A 15006-nucleotide genomic window follows, 5' to 3' on the forward strand; every position below is an offset into this window, starting at 1 on the left:
TTTCACATTCTCATCCGTGACGTTGCCCATGTCCCGTGCTGCGGTTGAAAAGTCAGGTGTGCGAGTCGGTCGGCGCCCTTCGGCGCTCCGCCACACCTCGGCCCTCACGTGCTTCGCCACACTGGCGGCGACGTGGGTTGTTGCCGCCAGTGCCGTGGCCGAGCCGCTGAAGGCCCAGCCAGGCATACCCCGCACCTCCACACCGGCCCCCGAGGCGGAGGTGTATCTGGTGCCGCTCACTGTGCGCGGCGACACCATCCGCATCGGCGTGCCGGCCAACCTCACCCGGCGTGCGGGCTACGACAACCAGCCGGCCTTCGCCGCTGACAGCCGCTCCCTGTTCTACACATCGAACCGGGGCGATGGTCACACCGACATCTATCGCACCGACCTCTCCACCGGACTCTCGGTACCTGTCCGGCGCACGATGCCCGAGAGTGAGTATTCGGCCATGCCCACCGGCGACGGCAAGGCCATCACGGTGATCCGGGTGGAAGCCGACTCCACGCAGCGACTCTGGCAGTTGCCTCTCGATGGCGGCGAGGCCCGTGTGCTGTTTCCGGAGATCAAGCCGGTGGGGTATTTCGCGCAGCCCAATGACTCCACGTGGGCGCTCTTTGTGCTTGGTACGCCTGCTACGCTGCAACTCGCCCATCATGGTCGCGGCACCGGCGAGGTGCTGGCGCGAGACATCGGTCGCTCACTGCACCGCATTCCGGGTACCAACGCGGTGAGCTTCGTGCAAAAGGGCAGCACGCCATGGCGCGTGATGCGTCTCGATCCCGACACACGCCGTATCGAACCACTGGTGGAGCTACCGACGGGCAGTGAAGACGTGACGTGGGTGGACAGCACCACGTTGCTGGTGGGGAGCGACACGCGCCTGCTCAGATGGAGCCGCGGCAGTGGCACGGGCGTAAGTGCATGGCAATCGCTGGGTGACGTGGGCTTTGCACACCTGCATCACATTTCCCGTCTGGCGGTGAGCGCCAACCGACAGTGGTTGGCCATGGTGGCCGAAGCCACGCCACGTTCGGCCGCGTCGGCCAGCCGTTCTCCGGCCGCCACCTATGTGGACCGCATCGACGCGGCGTCCGTGCGCCGGGGAATCAACATCCTCGCGGCCGATTCCATGGAAGGACGCATGACTGGTTCGCGTGGCATGGAGCGCGCAGCCCGCTATCTCGAGAGTGCGTACAAGGCGGCGGGACTGGTGCCGGCCGGCGACTCGGGCACGTACCGGCAGCACATTCCGCTGCGCAAGGCGCAGGGGCCGAACCAGGTATCGGGCAGGGAACGACCAGCGCCCGTCGAATCCTGGGCGCAGTGGAACACGCTGCCCGCTGCTGATCGACTCCGCACGCAGAACATCGCGGGGCTGATTGTGGGCAGCGATCCGGCGCTGCGCGATGAAGTGGTGCTGGTCACCGCACACTACGATCACATCGGCGTGCGCGCGCCCGTGGACGGTGACTCCATCAACAATGGCGCTGACGATGATGCGTCAGGAAACATCGCGCTGATCGAAATCGCCAAGGCGCTGCGCAGTGGACCACGGCCCAAGCGTACCATTCTCTTTGTGGCCATCACCGGCGAAGAGGTGGGCGGCTTTGGCACGCAATGGTACCTGCGCCATCCCATCCGTCCGCTCGACAAAACGGTGGTCGATCTCAACATCGAGATGATCGGCAATGCCGACTCCCTCGCTGGCGGCAAAGGCAAGGCGTGGCTCACGGGTTATGAACGTTCCACCCTGGGAGACCTGCTGGCCGACAACGGCATTCCGCTGGTTCCCGATCCTCGGCCGGGGCAGAGCTTTTTCACGCGCAGTGACAACGCCGCATTCGCCCGCATCGGCATCCCGGCCCATTCGTTGTCGTCGTACAATCTCATCACGCCGTATCACTCTCCCAAGGATGAGCCCTCGGTGATCGACGTGGAGCACATGACGCAGGTGATCGCCGCTACGGCGCGTGCGGTGCGTCTGCTGGCCGATGGAGACCGTCCCATCTGGCATCCCGGTGGGCAACCGGAGGCACGGCGCCGCTGAACGGGGGCGTTGATGGCGGAAACGACGAAGGGCCGTGCGCTATCTGCACGGCCCTTCGTCGTTCACCACTGCACGTGTGAAACGGTCAGGGTTTGGTGACGCCGCGGAATCGCGGTGTGAAGTCGGGGAAGACCACCGACAGGTTCGTATTGCCCAGACGGTTCTGCACGATCTCGGCGAGGATGTCGCGATGGTCGAGCGTGACGCGCAGGTCCTGACCCGATTCGAGATTCTCACGCGCCAAACCGGGCCAGCCGTTGGTCAGCACACGCCCACCGGCGATCTTGCGTCCCATGGCGAAGGCCACATTGCCACGACCGTGATCCGTGCCGCGTGTGCCATTCTCGCGGGCATTGCGGCCGAACTCCGAGATGATCACCACCGTCACGCCCGACGCGGCGTTGCCCTGGATCACATCGGCGTGGAACGCGGCCAGCGCACGCGACAGGTCGAGCATCTTGTTGTGCATAAAACCGCCGTCGAGATCGGCCAGCGGTCCCTGCGTGGCATGTGTGTCCCAGCCGCCGTTGAAGGCGTGCACGGCCTCGACACCCACATCCGCCTTGATCAGCGCCGCGGCCGAACGCAGTGCCTGTCCAAAACCCGACGTGGGGTAGGTGGCACCGTTGGAGGGCGCATACCCCGAGAAATTGATGCGCTGCAGCAGCGCGATCGTGTTCGTGGAATCGAGCGCGTTGTCCGAAACCGGATCTGTGGTGGACGCATAGTTCTGCGCCAACCACTGTGTCCGCGCCGCTGTCGTCGTGCCACTGCCGCCAATGGTGAAATTGGCGGGGTTCGGGATGGGCAACGTCTTGGGGCCACCGACGAGCGTCTGCGGCAACCCGGATGTGAGGCCGAGGGCACGCAATGGCGCATCGGCGCGCAGCGGCGTCGATGTGGCCAAATGACGTCCGAGCCAACCGCCGGTGACGCGCGGATCTTTGGGCTTGCCCACTTCGATGTACCGCTGCGCATCGAAATGCGAGCGCGAATTGTCGACCGACCCCGTGGCATGTGCGACGAGCAGATCACCTGCCGTGTAGGCTGGCATCAGTGGAGCCATGCCGGGCGAGAACCCAAAAAAGTTGTCGAGCGCGACAGCTTTTGCGCCGTTGCCGGCGGCGTCGGGGCGCGGAACGGCAATGGTCGGCCGACCGGTGTAGTAGTCGGGATCACCGAAGGGCACGACCAACGACATGCCGTCGGTGCCACCACTCAGAAAAATCGAGACGATGACATCGCGCGAAGAATTGGCGCTCTGGGCGAGCACCACCTTGGGCAGCCACATCGGAAGCAGCGCGGTCACACCGACACTGCCTGCTACGCTCAGGAAATCACGGCGCGCGAGGGAGTTGTACTCGTTGCACCCGTGATGGTGATGATGGTCGTCGCTCATCGGTTCTGAATGCGGGTGAAGAGTGGAGCCAGAATTCGGCGAGGGTCATGATCGCCGATCGCGCTGCGAACGGTCACAGGAGTCATCAGTACCATTGGAACTCCTGCGCACAGAGTGCCAGAGACAGCGTCTCTCGCACCCGTGCGTCGTTGTAGGTGCCGCCCTTGAGATACGACAGCAACGCGGCACGCAGGCTGGTGGGGAACTCACCACCATAGAGGCGCGCGCCAATCTGAGCCACCACACCTTCCGCCGAATCGGGCGCGCGGAACAACATGGAGTCGACACGCGCCGTGGTGGCACTGTTCAGCACCGACAACGCCTGCGCATACGACCAGCGTGTGATGACCAACCCACTCCACCAATCGATGCGATCGGGGTATCCGTTGGGCTGCTCCCACTGGAAGAGGGGCATGCCCATTTGATCAGCGCGTGTGCGTACCGATCGGATGTTGGGTACCGACGTGAGGTCGGTCCCGAGCGCCCGCAACCCGGATACTGCGTAGTGGAACGGCCGCTTGTACTTGGCAGGCGCTGCCATGAGGTTCTTGCTGCTCAGAATCGTGCGGATCATCGCCGGGATGTCGCCGCCGGTGCGCGTGTACGTGGCCGCTGTGGCATCGACCACGGCAACCGGCGGCTCGTACGCCAGGAGCCAGCGTGCCATCTTCTGCGCGATGTACCTCGCCGTTGCCGGATGATCGAGCAGCATCTGAATGGCCACATCCCCTTCGGCCTGCATCTGCGCATCGGTGGCGGTGGTCGCCATCGCCGGAAACGTGCGACCCAGGAACGTCTTCGCGTTGCGATCGTGATACGACCGGATGAAGCGGAAGACGCCGTTGTTGGTCATGCTCCAGCCGGTCAGAATGCGCGAGAGCTCGGCCACATCGTTCTGTGAATAGCCGCCATCCACGCCGACCGTGTGCAGCTCCATGATTTCGCGCGCGTAATTCTGATTGGGCGTTGGCGTGCGGCTGGTGTTCTGGTCGAGGTAGAAGAGCATCGCGCCGCTGTGCGCGGAGGCCTTGAGCAAATCCGGGAACTTGCCGAGGGCGTACGGCCGGATGACCTCACGATCGTCGATCAGCTTGAGGAACCCGGCCTTGTTGATGCTGATCGTGAAGTGATCGGTCCAGAAATCGATCATGCGTTCACGCAACTGCGCTTTCGAGAACGCCGCGCGATACCACGCCGCGTCGGCCAACTGGGCAGCGACCTCACCACCGTCGGCGGTGCGCAGCATATCGGCTGTCATCTGCATCATGGGCAGACGTGAAGCGATCTGCGATTCCAGCACGGCATCATCCATCGCGGCCGGGCGCAACTGATAGTCGAGATAGCCGTTGTAGCCGAGTTGCCGCGCGAGTGCCACATCGGCCGGTGCAAGGCCCATGGTGATGCGGCGGACCAGTCGCAGCAGCGGATCCTGCCACTGCGCCGACGGATCGGTCCCTGGTGCATTGCCAGCGGGCAGTGGCTGAGGGCGCCCAACGGGTCGCTGCGCTTCTGCCGTGTTGCTGAGCGCGAGGCCGGCCGCAGCCGACGCACCCAGGGCGAAAAAACGACGACGACTGTGGGTCGCCGACGCGTGAGTGTCAGGGCCTTCGTCAGGAACTGACATGACACTCACGGATGACTCGGAATCGCTCGATGCCATGGAGGCGGACCAGGGACGTGGGGCATGCGAGATGGTCGGCGCGCCATGCACGCCTTCGTGTCATGGTGCTACGCCACCGACATCTCACCATATCCATAACTCAACCTTCCAGAGCGGCTGTCAATGAGCCGCGTCACAGAAGTGACAGATTGCTCCATCGGTGGTATGACGACCCGATCGCCATCCGGTTAACGAATTCGCGATGCGATAGATCACAACTCCGAGCATATCACGACGACATCACCAAACACATCACCAAACACATCACCAAACACATCACAGATGGCGTCACATTCGACGTCACAATGTGTGTCACAGTTCATGTCACATAGTGCGTCACACGGCGCGTCCTGCGCGGTGCTACGCGAGCGTGTCAGAGTACGCCGGCGTTCAGACCGTAGATGGCCTGCAGCAGGGCCAACGCCACAAAACCGACGAGGCCGCCAAGACCCAGGATGAGCATCGGCTCGAGCAATGCCACCACACGCGCGAGGGTGCGCTGAGCGTCCGTCTCCGATGCCGTGGCCGCGCGGGCGGCCAAAGGGCCCAAGGCGCTCGCCGCCTCTCCCGCTTCGAGCAACTGGCGAGACAGTGGTGGTAGCTGTGGGCCCAGCGCGCTGGCCAACGAGCCCCCCTCACGCACCTCGCGTTCGGCCGGCTCGAGGGCCGCCGCGAGGGCCACGTTTTGTACAGTGGCCCGTGCCAGCCCCATTGCGCGCAACAGGCTCACGCCGGAACCGAGCGCCAGGGCGAGCGTGCGCAGATATCGGGCGATGTCCAGTTGACGCTCCGCCGCACCAGACACCGGCAGCGTCAGACGCCAGGTGTGCCACTGGCGACGTCCTTCGGCACTTTGCAGCCATTGCCGAAGCCCCACCATCGCCACCACGGCCACCATCGTCAGCAACCACCACCATTGTCCCACCAGGGCGCTGACGCCAACCAGGAGCTTCGTGCTGGTCGGCAGTGGTGCGCCGGTGTCGGTCAGCAGGGCGGCAAACCGTGGCACCACCACGAGCACGATCACCAGAATCGCGATGGCCGACGACGAGGCCAGTAATGTGGGATAGGTGAGCGCCCCACGAACGCGGGCCCGCAGTTCCGCGCCCCGTTCCAGATACTCGGCCAATCCTTCGAAGGCCGAGGCCAGTGAACCGGTGGCTTCGGCCGCCGCCACCGTCGGAGCCATGATGCTCGGCAACGCTGATTCCGCCGCGCAGGCGGTCGACAACGATTCGCCGCGACGGACCGCATTCCTGATGCGGACAAATGGGGCGCGCCAGTGAACGTTTTCGCTCGATGCGGCATGGCTCAGCGCGCGATCGATGGGCACACCGGCCGCGAGCAGCGTCGCCATACTGCGTACCAGCGCGGCCAGCGTTTCGGCGTCCTGCCCGCTCACCCGCGACCACCATGCGCTCAGCACGTCGCCGAACCGGTCGACCATGCGGGGGGGGCGGTCCACGGTCGCCAACGTCGTGGCGTAGTTCACCATGACGGCGGCGTCACCGTGCACATTCGTTGATGTGGTTGTGGCCTGCGGTCGCAGGTCGATCACCCACAACGTGCGTGCCCTGAGTTGCGCCAGCGCATCGTCGGCGTTGGCCGCAGAGAGAACACCCTCCTGCTCGCGGCCCGTGGTATCTGCCGCACGGTAGTGCCAGCGCCCTTCGTTCACGCCGGGATGTCCGCATGCAGCACGTTCACCACGCGCCGCACTTCTTCGGGAGTCGTATGCCCGTCCCGCACGGCGCGCACGCCATCGGCCGCGAGCAACTGCATCCCCTCTGTACGGGCAATGTCGTGCAACGTTCGCGACGTGGCCGACTGCGCGATAGCCTCTCGCATTCGATCGGACACGATGAGCAATTCTGCGATGGCCATGCGTCCGCGATATCCCGTTTGTGCGCAGGCCGCGCAGCCACGGCCTGCAAACACCCGCTCGATGGATCCATCGAGCATCCGCCGCTCCTCGGCGTGCGCCTCCCGCCAGACACCGCAGGCCGGGCACACTCGCCGCACGAGACGCTGGGCCAGGACACCCTGCAGCGTGCCGGTCAGCAGGTACGGTGGCACACCCATGTCCAGCAGGCGCGCCACGGCGCCCACCGCATCGGTCGTGTGCACGGTGCTCAGGACCAGGTGTCCGGTGAGCGCCGCGCGCACGGCGATCTCCGCTGTTTCTGCATCGCGCATCTCGCCCACCAGAATCACGTCGGGGTCATGACGCAGGATGGCCCGCAACGCCTGCGGAAAACCGAATCCGGCGCGGGTGTTGGCCGGCAACTGTACCACGCTGTCGAGGCGGTACTCCACCGGGTCCTCCACCGACACCACCTTCACATCGGGGGTGCTGCGTTCGAGCAGCGAGGCGTGGAGTGACGTGGTTTTCCCCGACCCCGTGGGACCGCTTACGAGCAGCAGGCCGGCGCTGCGGGCCACGAGTGCACGCCAGGGGGCCAGGAGCGACGTATGGAGTCCGAGGCTCTCCAACGAACGCGGAGCGGCCGTATCGTGCCCGCCAGCGTCGAGCAGTCGCAGCACCACACTTTCGCCATGCAGCGCGGGTAGTGTGGACACACGCACATCCAACCATTGCTCCCCAACTCGCACCCGCACGCGACCGTCCTGCGGCAGACGACGCTCGGCGATATCGAGTTCGGCCAGCACTTTGAGGCGGGAAATGACCGCGGCGCGAAAGTCTGGCCCCAGACGCTGCACATCATGCAACACGCCGTCCAGACGCATGCGCACCCGCACACCATCAGCCGTACTTTCGAAATGCAGGTCGCTGGCGCCGGCGCGTGCAGCTTCGGCCAGCAGCGCGTTCACCACTTGTACGACAGGTTCGCGGCTGGCCATCGCCCGCAGATCGTCAGCGGCCACATCGTGATCCGCGGCTTCGGCTGTAGCCGGTGCTTCGGATGGCCGCGGTGCGGCAAGTAAGGCGGCGCGGATTTCCGCGGCTTCGTGCACCACCACCTCGATCTCGGCATCGAGATGCCGGGCCAGCACATCGCGCACGGCAACACTCAGGAAGCCCGTGGCAGCTACGCGAGCCACCCCGTCGGCCAGCGCGAGGGGCAACACCGCGTGTTCATCGAGCCACCGGGCCGGGAAGCGGCGCGCCAGTGGCCCGGCCGCGGCGGCGCGCAGATCGCGTGCGTCGGTCATGAGGGCTGTGGTCCGCTCAACGCGGCGGCGGACGACGGGTGAGCGGCGTGTCATCGAGAGAGCCCGGCGACCGATCTTCCATGCGCTTGCGGATACGCTCCCGAATGCCATCCGCATCGGCGTCCGACCGCACCACATACGGCGTGACAAAGATCGCGAGCTCGGTGCGTTGCCTCGTCGACGATTGGCGTTTGAACAGTGCCCCAAGCCACGGAATGTCCTTGAGAATGGGCAATCCCTGATCCTGCGTCGTGCGGGTTTCGCCAATCAGACCGGCGATGACGGCGGTCTGCCCATCACGCAACACGGCGCGAGTGCTGGCTTCGCGGGTCGAGATCACCGGCGCACTGAGGGCCGCGGCCACCGTCTGCGGCGTGAGTGAACTCACCTCCTGCAGCAACTGCACGCTGATGTACCCCTCGTCATTGATCGTGGGGATGATGGCGAGCTTGGTGCCCACGTCCTGATACTGCACGGCGCGATCGATGGAGATGTCGTTGCCGAGTCGTGTGGACGAGATGAACGGCACCTTGCTGCCGACGAGAATCGAGGCTTCCCGGTTGTTGGCCGCCATGATTTCCGGCGTCGCCAGTACCTGGACTTCGGACTTGGACGCAATCGTGCGCAGCAACGCCCGAACACCGGTACCATCGAGACGCACGACACGCAGCAGCGCCGATGTAGAGCCGGTGTCGGGAATCTCGGGATTTCCGAACTGGGCTTGCACATCACCGCCACGATTCACCGCGGCCCAGTCGATGCCAAATTCGAAGCCACGTCCCAGCGCGATCTCGGCGATGGTCACCTCGAACAGCACCTGCGCCGGCCGGATATCCAAGGCCTCGATCGTTTCCCGCAGCATCGGGAAATTGGGAGGCGCCGTGCGAATCACGAGCGAGTTGGTGGGTGTGTTGGCCACCACCGTGGTGCGACCAACCAACAGACCTGCTGCCGAGTCCCGTGCTACCGTGGCACCCGTCACGGGCGTGGCCGCGCCGGAGGAACTGGTGGTCTGACGCGTCCGAAACGTTTCCTGATCCCGCGCCCGGAAGGTGTCGAGGGCGCGCGAAAGCGAGCGATCGGACAATGATCCCGCGCCGGCGTTGGCGACCTGCACCCCGTACAGCGATCCCACCACGCCGGCCATTTCTTCCGCCGACGCGTATTTGAGATTCACCACGTAGGTACGCAGCCCCGATTCCCCATTGGGCGCGGCATCGAGTGTACGGAGTAGGTCGAGATAGCGCGCCATGTTGGCGCCGCGATCCACCAGGAGCAGCGCATTCGAGCGCGCGACGATTTCCACGCGTGCGCCCTTGGCGAGCACGGCCCGCAGGGCATCCGCTCCTTCGTCGGCCCGAATGGACTGCAGCGGCACCAACTGGGTCACGAGCCCCAGCGGTGGTGGGTCGGGGAAGGGGAACCCGGAACGCAGTGTGCCCGTCATGGGCGCCTTGTCGTTGGGCATCACCTGGGCCACGGTGCCGCTCGACACGAGCATGAGACCGTGAGCCTCCAATACCGACTCCAGCACCCGCTCGAGATCCGATGTGCTGACCGCACTCGGCGTCGCAAAGGTGAGACGCACATCGGGGATGTCACTCAGGATGACCGTACGCCCGAGCATCGTGGCCAACGTGCGGATCACATCGGCCAAACGCGCATTGGCGAAATCGAGCGAACTACCAGGCTGTGCACGCCCGGCCTGGCCGGTGGAGTCGGTCACACGTCCTGTCGCACTGCCAGACACACGTTGCGCCTGCAGTGCCGCCGGATCGGCGATCACCACCACGATGCTCAGGGCCGCCAGCAGGCCAATCAGTCGGCGATGCGATGCGCCCCACGGCGGACGACTGCGAATGCGATCAGGAAGAAGAGACATCACGGGCGCCGGGCGCTGGAGTCGGATGGGAGCTGTCGTTGCAGCCGCAGGGTGCGAACCCCACCGGCTGACGCCAGCACAACGTGATCACGGCCGATACTGCGAACGCGATAGGCGCCGATGCGATCGCCAGGAGCCACGAGGCGTGGCACCGTGGTCGCATCGTGCTCGCCATGCGGCACACGAAGAAGTGCTCGGGGTTCACCGTCACGGATGACGATGCCTTCGAGCAGGACGTCCGACGGGGACACGGCAGCATCGGAAGCCACATCCGATACCGCACGATCATCCGTCGCAGCAACACTGGGATCGTACAGGCCAGGGGCCACAAACGCCACGCGTGGTGCGCGGCGGGTCGCGCTGAACAGATTGCTGTTCACGATCTGCCCCGCCAGATCGCTCCCGCTGCTGCTTGGCACGTCAGACGTGCCCCCCGTCGCCACCGGCGCCGGTATCCTTGGTGAGGCGGGGGGCACATCTGAAGACACCGGCAACACTACCAACAGTGTCGCGCTCACCGTCAGCACGCCGGCCAGTATGTGCAACATCGAGACGGTCGTCGGGCGCTTCATTGGGCGCGTCCTTCGATCACCACCGGCGCGCGCACCGTCATCGTGACCTGCACCACATCGGGCGCGCCTCGCAACGCACTGTTCTGCTGGACGGTGAGTGCCGACGGCACCACCACGCGTGCGCCGTGCGTCAAGGTGCTGAGCAGCGTGGCGAGGCCGCGTACATCACCGTACGCCGAAACGGTGCCGTGCGCGGCGCCGGTGCTGTCGAGCGTGGGTGAGATATCCACGCGGGTCACTACGAGGCCGGCCCCTTCGCTGGCCTCCTGCAACAGGGCTTGCAGCGTATTGGCGGCCAGCGAGGCCGAAGGCGCATGCAATGCGCGTCGCGGTGACTCGGCGAGACGGCGCTCCGCCTCATTGGCCGCCGCGTCGAGAGCCGCGCTCCGTTCGACCAATCCGTGCAACTGTGCGACGCGATCACGCAGCGTTTCTATCTGCTGTTGCCCGTCGCGCCAGCGTCGCACTGCTGGCACGATGCCATAGCTGAGCAGTGCGCTCGCCAGGAGAACGATCACGGCCCCCATGACAACACGACGCTCCCGCCGTTCACGCGGTGCAGGAAGAGCTGGGTTGCGTACGGCGCTCATGGCGTGTGTCCACTCCCGGCACCCATTGGCGCCGAAGGTGTGCCGGAGAAACGGAAGCCAATGGAGAACGAATTGCGTGGCCGTCCGCCGTCCATGAACCGTGTGCTGGGAGCGAGCGATTGCACATCGACGATGGCCGAGTCGGCGTCGAGCAGAGGGACCAGGCGCGCAGCGTCTACCGCGCTGCCGTCGATGCGCCACCGTTCCCCGTTCCATTCGAGTCGTTGCACAAATGCATCCGCCGGTACGATGGCACCGATGCGGGCGAGCGCACCAAGCGGTGATGCGAGTGCATCCGCGTCGCCCGTCGCCGCGTCGAGAATGATCTGCTCCTGCTGCGCAGCGACCATACGCAACTGTGCGGCGCGCGGAGCGCTCGACAGGGCTTCCAGTCGGGCATGTTCAACCCGGAGCGCCGCAATCGTGCGGGCTTGCCGAACCGACAGCGCCCAGGCGAACAACAGTACCCCGGTGGCCACCAACGCCGCGGCGCGCCAGTGCCGTGCACGGCCTTGGCTCACCAGGCGTGCCTTCAATGTCGCGTCCAGCAACTGATCTGTGAGCGACACTCCATCGCGGGTGCCCAACAGGCGCCCGCACGTCGGCACATCGAGTGGCATGGCCGCACCGGTCGTTGCCCCGGAAGCGGTGCTTGCTGCAGCATCGGCACCGGCGCTCGCGATGTGGTCTGCTCTCGCGCTGTTGGTCGTGCGTGATCGCCGCACATCCGTGATGCCGCGTGAGGACACGGTCACCAGGCCCGATTCTCCTGGGCCGCATGGCACGGCCCAAGTGCCGGTGAGCCCACACAACCGAATGGCGGTGGGCAATGCCATCACGGCACGAACCGTCGCGATCGCATTGAATGATTCCCACCAGTCCCGCATGGTGGTGGCTTCACACGCGAAGGCCCACGCGCCATCGACCACCACGGCCAACGGTCCGTCGGTCACGAAAAACCGTTCGTGGTCGGCCAGGAGCATGCGGTGTTGCACATCAGACGCCACAGGAGGCAATGCTGGTTGAGCTGCCTCGAGGAATGCGAGCCCCACGACCAGCACCAGAGATGTGGGGACACCACCACTGTCTTGCAACAGCGACACGACGGCATCGGACACCCACTCGGGATGCTGCGGTTCCCATGCCAGTGTCTGCGCCGCACCGCGGTCGGGTATCACATGCAATTGCGCATGTTCGAGCACCAGGGTGGCCGTGCGCATCAGCGACTTGCCTCCCGCCACCGTACCAGCCGCAGTTCCGCATCCTGCACGGCAAACACCGCCTGGATTTCGCGCGTGAGCGCCGTGCCACGCTGCCAGCCACGGGCAATGACCACCACACGGGTTGGCCGGTCGCTCAATGAGCCACTGGCGGCGGCGAGCACCGAGGGCGAGGCCTGTCGGCGATCGATGGTTCCATCACCATCGATCGTGATCAGGTTGGCGATCGACCCCAGAGCGGCTGCATCCTCGCCGAGGAAGTCCTGCACCTCGTCCAGCGACTCAAAGGGGTGACGCACGCCGCGTCCCATTGACGTGCTGCCTATTGGCGTGCCACTGAACAAGGCGCGCAGGGAATCGCGGGCCCGGAGTGCTTCGTCCTGCGCAGAGGGGAGGCCCACACGCGGTGCACCGGCCTCGGCACCGCGCACCCGCGCGTCCAGGCGCTCGGCGATGCGCCGCGCCGTCGCTGCGTCTGTCGTGGTGCGGAGCAACGTCTCGATACCCTCCACACCGGCGTTGTTCAGATCGAGACGCGCGCTGGCATTCACCGCCGTCACGGCAAAAACGCCATCGTCGAGCGAATCCTGCAGCAGGACACGCCCAACCTCTCCCGTCCCATCGAACAATCCAGCAAACACGGCATCGACCGCCGTGGAGTCGCCGGTCTGTGTGCGCATGGCGTTCCGCAACTGTCCTTCGATTTCGGCCCGCGCCGCCACCACGCCACTTTCCGCCATGAGTCGGGCGACCGTTTGCGCGCGCCGATTGGCGACGATCGACGCGGATCCGCGTGCCCGCTGACTCGCCATCGCCGTGAGTGTCGCAAGGATGGAGATCGCAAAGAGTGTCGCCAACAGCGCCGTTCCTCGTCGCGTTCGGCGATGCGTGGTACCGGCGTGCCTCATGGTGACACCCCGGTGTTGGACAAGGTCTCCAGCGCTACGATCAACGGTGTCACGGTTGGCTCTGGGATCGATCGCCCATGCGGCTGCCATTGCAGCGCGATGGCAGCAGGTCGTGTTTGTGCCAACGGCCAGTCATGACGCCATTGTGCACCGCTGGTGCCCGTTGCCGTCTCCAGTACCTGGATGTCGAGCGCATCGACACCGGGAATGCGTGCGACGAGGTGACCTGGCGAATCTTCAGAGGCTCCGAGCGTGGCACCGGACGCGCCTCGTGCAAGCGGTGTCGCCTGCAGCATCAGGCCGGCACCGTCCTGTCTCACAACAACCTCCCACACCGCGCCGGTACCAAACGGCTCGCGCACGCCTTGCGACAGGAAACGCAGTTCCGGGCCAGTGGTCGTTGCGGTGATGGTCAACAGCGGACGATCAACACGCTCGGCGGGCGGTGCATGGCGCAGCATGTCCGTCAGGAGCGCACGCCACCGTGCGTCGGTTTCGCCATGCATCGCAAAGTTCTGCTGTGCTTCGGCGGTGCGCCGCGCCGCCCAGATGGCGCTCGCAGCCACGCCAGTGCTCACGGCCGTGAGCGACAGGGCGATCACCAGCTCGAGCAATGTGAAACCGGTACGCCGCCGCGTGGGGCTCTTCACCGCTCTGCTCCGGCGGGATGTGCTGTGGGCAATGCGCTCCCCACGATCTGTCCGTGGTCGACCAGCCTGGTGAGTCGCACCAGACGCCCATCCGCATCGCGCACGGATACTTCGATACGCTGCACAGTACTGGCGGCACCATGACCGTACGGAATCCGGTGCACATCCACACGGGCTTCATCGAGGCGGGCATCCTCGCGGCGTGCTGATCCACCTGTGGCAGCGGTTGCCATAACCGCTTCCGCGTGGGACAACGCACGCGATACGGAAGCGGCCCTGTGCTGCAGGGTTGCGGCGCCGTGGGTGCCTTCGAGGCAGGCCACCGCCACGACGGCCAGGATGACCGTGGCCAGCAGCGCCTCCAGCAGCGTCATGACGCACCGTCCGGCGCGCTACCAGGGGAGGCAATCCCCCAACGGCACTGCGTGAGATCAAAGGCGCGACCAGGCGCATCAGATGGCGCGGCGGAAAACGACACAGGCCGGCACGATCCCAGCGGGTCGATTTCGAGCTGAAAGGACGCTGGCAGGTCGGGCGCGTCAGCCGGCAGGCGTGGATCGGACACCAGACGGCCTGTTGCCACGGTGTCGACGGCGGTGGTGCGCTGGGCACCACGCACCACCCACTGGCCGTCGTCGTGCACCTCGAGCAGCAGGTGCTGGCTGCGCGCCACCGCGAGCGTGCGGGCTTTCGCCGTCAGCGCACTCCTCGTGAGTGCGCCCTCGCGGCCCGATGGGTCACCTCGCCACCACGTGACGGTCACCAACGCCGCACCGATGCCCATGATGGCGATCACCACCAGCAGCTCCACGAGGGTGAATCCACGGGAATCCGCACGCACGGCATCACGCTCCGAAGACGAAGTGTGCGCGTGATCACAGGTGGCGGATGGCGTCGAGGG

At 65.6% G+C, this 15006-nt stretch carries 13 protein-coding genes; 1 reads left to right on the plus strand and 12 read right to left on the minus strand.

All coding sequences use genetic code 11. From position 1 onward, the window contains the following. The first annotated feature begins 16 nt into the window (after positions 1-16). A complete protein-coding gene (locus GAU_RS21805) occupies positions 17-2050 on the plus strand; it encodes a M20/M25/M40 family metallo-hydrolase (RefSeq protein ID WP_169307596.1) in 2034 nt (677 codons plus the stop codon). A gap of 85 nt (positions 2051-2135) precedes the next feature. Here GAU_RS21805 and GAU_RS05560 read toward each other — a convergent pair whose 3' ends face one another. From GAU_RS05560 to GAU_RS05615, 12 genes are all read right to left on the minus strand, one after another. Then, positions 2136-3449, minus strand: a complete 1314-nt coding sequence (locus tag GAU_RS05560) for a DUF1501 domain-containing protein (RefSeq protein ID WP_012682578.1) — start codon at positions 3447-3449, stop codon at positions 2136-2138. A gap of 85 nt (positions 3450-3534) precedes the next feature. Then, positions 3535-5073 (minus strand): DUF1800 domain-containing protein, encoded by a 1539-nt coding sequence (locus GAU_RS20485; RefSeq protein ID WP_012682579.1) that lies wholly within the window; start codon positions 5071-5073, stop codon positions 3535-3537. A gap of 409 nt (positions 5074-5482) precedes the next feature. Then, a complete protein-coding gene (locus GAU_RS05570; RefSeq protein WP_012682580.1) occupies positions 5483-6787 on the minus strand; it encodes a type II secretion system F family protein in 1305 nt (434 codons plus the stop codon). Further along, entirely contained in the window at positions 6784-8283 is a 1500-nt protein-coding gene (locus GAU_RS05575; RefSeq protein WP_169307597.1) for a GspE/PulE family protein, read from the minus strand. Before GAU_RS05575 ends, GAU_RS05570 begins: the two co-directional genes overlap by 4 nt. Before the next feature lie 16 nt (positions 8284-8299). Next, a complete protein-coding gene (locus GAU_RS05580) occupies positions 8300-10165 on the minus strand; it encodes a secretin N-terminal domain-containing protein (protein WP_012682582.1) in 1866 nt (621 codons plus the stop codon). Beyond that, on the minus strand, positions 10165-10737 hold the full coding sequence (locus GAU_RS05585) for a hypothetical protein (protein WP_012682583.1): 573 nt from the start codon (positions 10735-10737) through the stop codon (positions 10165-10167). The genes GAU_RS05580 and GAU_RS05585 overlap by 1 nt, the downstream gene beginning before the upstream one ends. Then, a complete protein-coding gene (locus GAU_RS05590; RefSeq protein WP_012682584.1) occupies positions 10734-11327 on the minus strand; it encodes a GspMb/PilO family protein in 594 nt (197 codons plus the stop codon). The genes GAU_RS05585 and GAU_RS05590 overlap by 4 nt, the downstream gene beginning before the upstream one ends. Beyond that, positions 11324-12547: a hypothetical protein gene (locus GAU_RS22420; protein ID WP_169307598.1), complete on the minus strand. Its 1224-nt coding sequence runs from the start codon at positions 12545-12547 to the stop codon at positions 11324-11326. Before GAU_RS22420 ends, GAU_RS05590 begins: the two co-directional genes overlap by 4 nt. Further along, on the minus strand, positions 12547-13455 hold the full coding sequence (locus GAU_RS05600) for a hypothetical protein (protein WP_012682586.1): 909 nt from the start codon (positions 13453-13455) through the stop codon (positions 12547-12549). Before GAU_RS05600 ends, GAU_RS22420 begins: the two co-directional genes overlap by 1 nt. After that, a complete protein-coding gene (locus GAU_RS05605) occupies positions 13452-14105 on the minus strand; it encodes a PulJ/GspJ family protein (protein WP_012682587.1) in 654 nt (217 codons plus the stop codon). The genes GAU_RS05600 and GAU_RS05605 overlap by 4 nt, the downstream gene beginning before the upstream one ends. Then, positions 14102-14479 carry a hypothetical protein gene (locus GAU_RS05610; RefSeq protein WP_012682588.1) on the minus strand — a complete coding sequence of 126 codons (378 nt, stop codon included), beginning with the start codon at positions 14477-14479 and terminating at the stop codon, positions 14102-14104. The genes GAU_RS05605 and GAU_RS05610 overlap by 4 nt, the downstream gene beginning before the upstream one ends. Then, on the minus strand, positions 14476-14946 hold the full coding sequence (locus GAU_RS05615; protein WP_169307599.1) for a type II secretion system protein: 471 nt from the start codon (positions 14944-14946) through the stop codon (positions 14476-14478). Before GAU_RS05615 ends, GAU_RS05610 begins: the two co-directional genes overlap by 4 nt. Positions 14947-15006 lie beyond the last annotated feature (60 nt).

It is taken from the genome of Gemmatimonas aurantiaca T-27 (assembly GCF_000010305.1).
GTDB lineage: Bacteria > Gemmatimonadota > Gemmatimonadetes > Gemmatimonadales > Gemmatimonadaceae > Gemmatimonas > Gemmatimonas aurantiaca.

Bases quoted from the DNA above. Each gene is read 5' to 3' on its own strand.
- GAU_RS05560 (WP_012682578.1), bottom strand. From the start codon at position 3,449: ATGAGCGACGACCATCATCACCATCACGGGTGCAACGAGTACAACTCC.
- GAU_RS20485 (WP_012682579.1), bottom strand. From the start codon at position 5,073: ATGTCAGTTCCTGACGAAGGCCCTGACACTCACGCGTCGGCGACCCAC.
- GAU_RS05575 (WP_169307597.1), bottom strand. From the start codon at position 8,283: ATGACCGACGCACGCGATCTGCGCGCCGCCGCGGCCGGGCCACTGGCG.
- GAU_RS05580 (WP_012682582.1), bottom strand. From the start codon at position 10,165: ATGTCTCTTCTTCCTGATCGCATTCGCAGTCGTCCGCCGTGGGGCGCA.
- GAU_RS05585 (WP_012682583.1), bottom strand. From the start codon at position 10,737: ATGAAGCGCCCGACGACCGTCTCGATGTTGCACATACTGGCCGGCGTG.
- GAU_RS05590 (WP_012682584.1), bottom strand. From the start codon at position 11,327: ATGAGCGCCGTACGCAACCCAGCTCTTCCTGCACCGCGTGAACGGCGG.
- GAU_RS22420 (WP_169307598.1), bottom strand. From the start codon at position 12,547: ATGCGCACGGCCACCCTGGTGCTCGAACATGCGCAATTGCATGTGATA.
- GAU_RS05600 (WP_012682586.1), bottom strand. From the start codon at position 13,455: ATGAGGCACGCCGGTACCACGCATCGCCGAACGCGACGAGGAACGGCG.
- GAU_RS05610 (WP_012682588.1), bottom strand. From the start codon at position 14,479: ATGACGCTGCTGGAGGCGCTGCTGGCCACGGTCATCCTGGCCGTCGTG.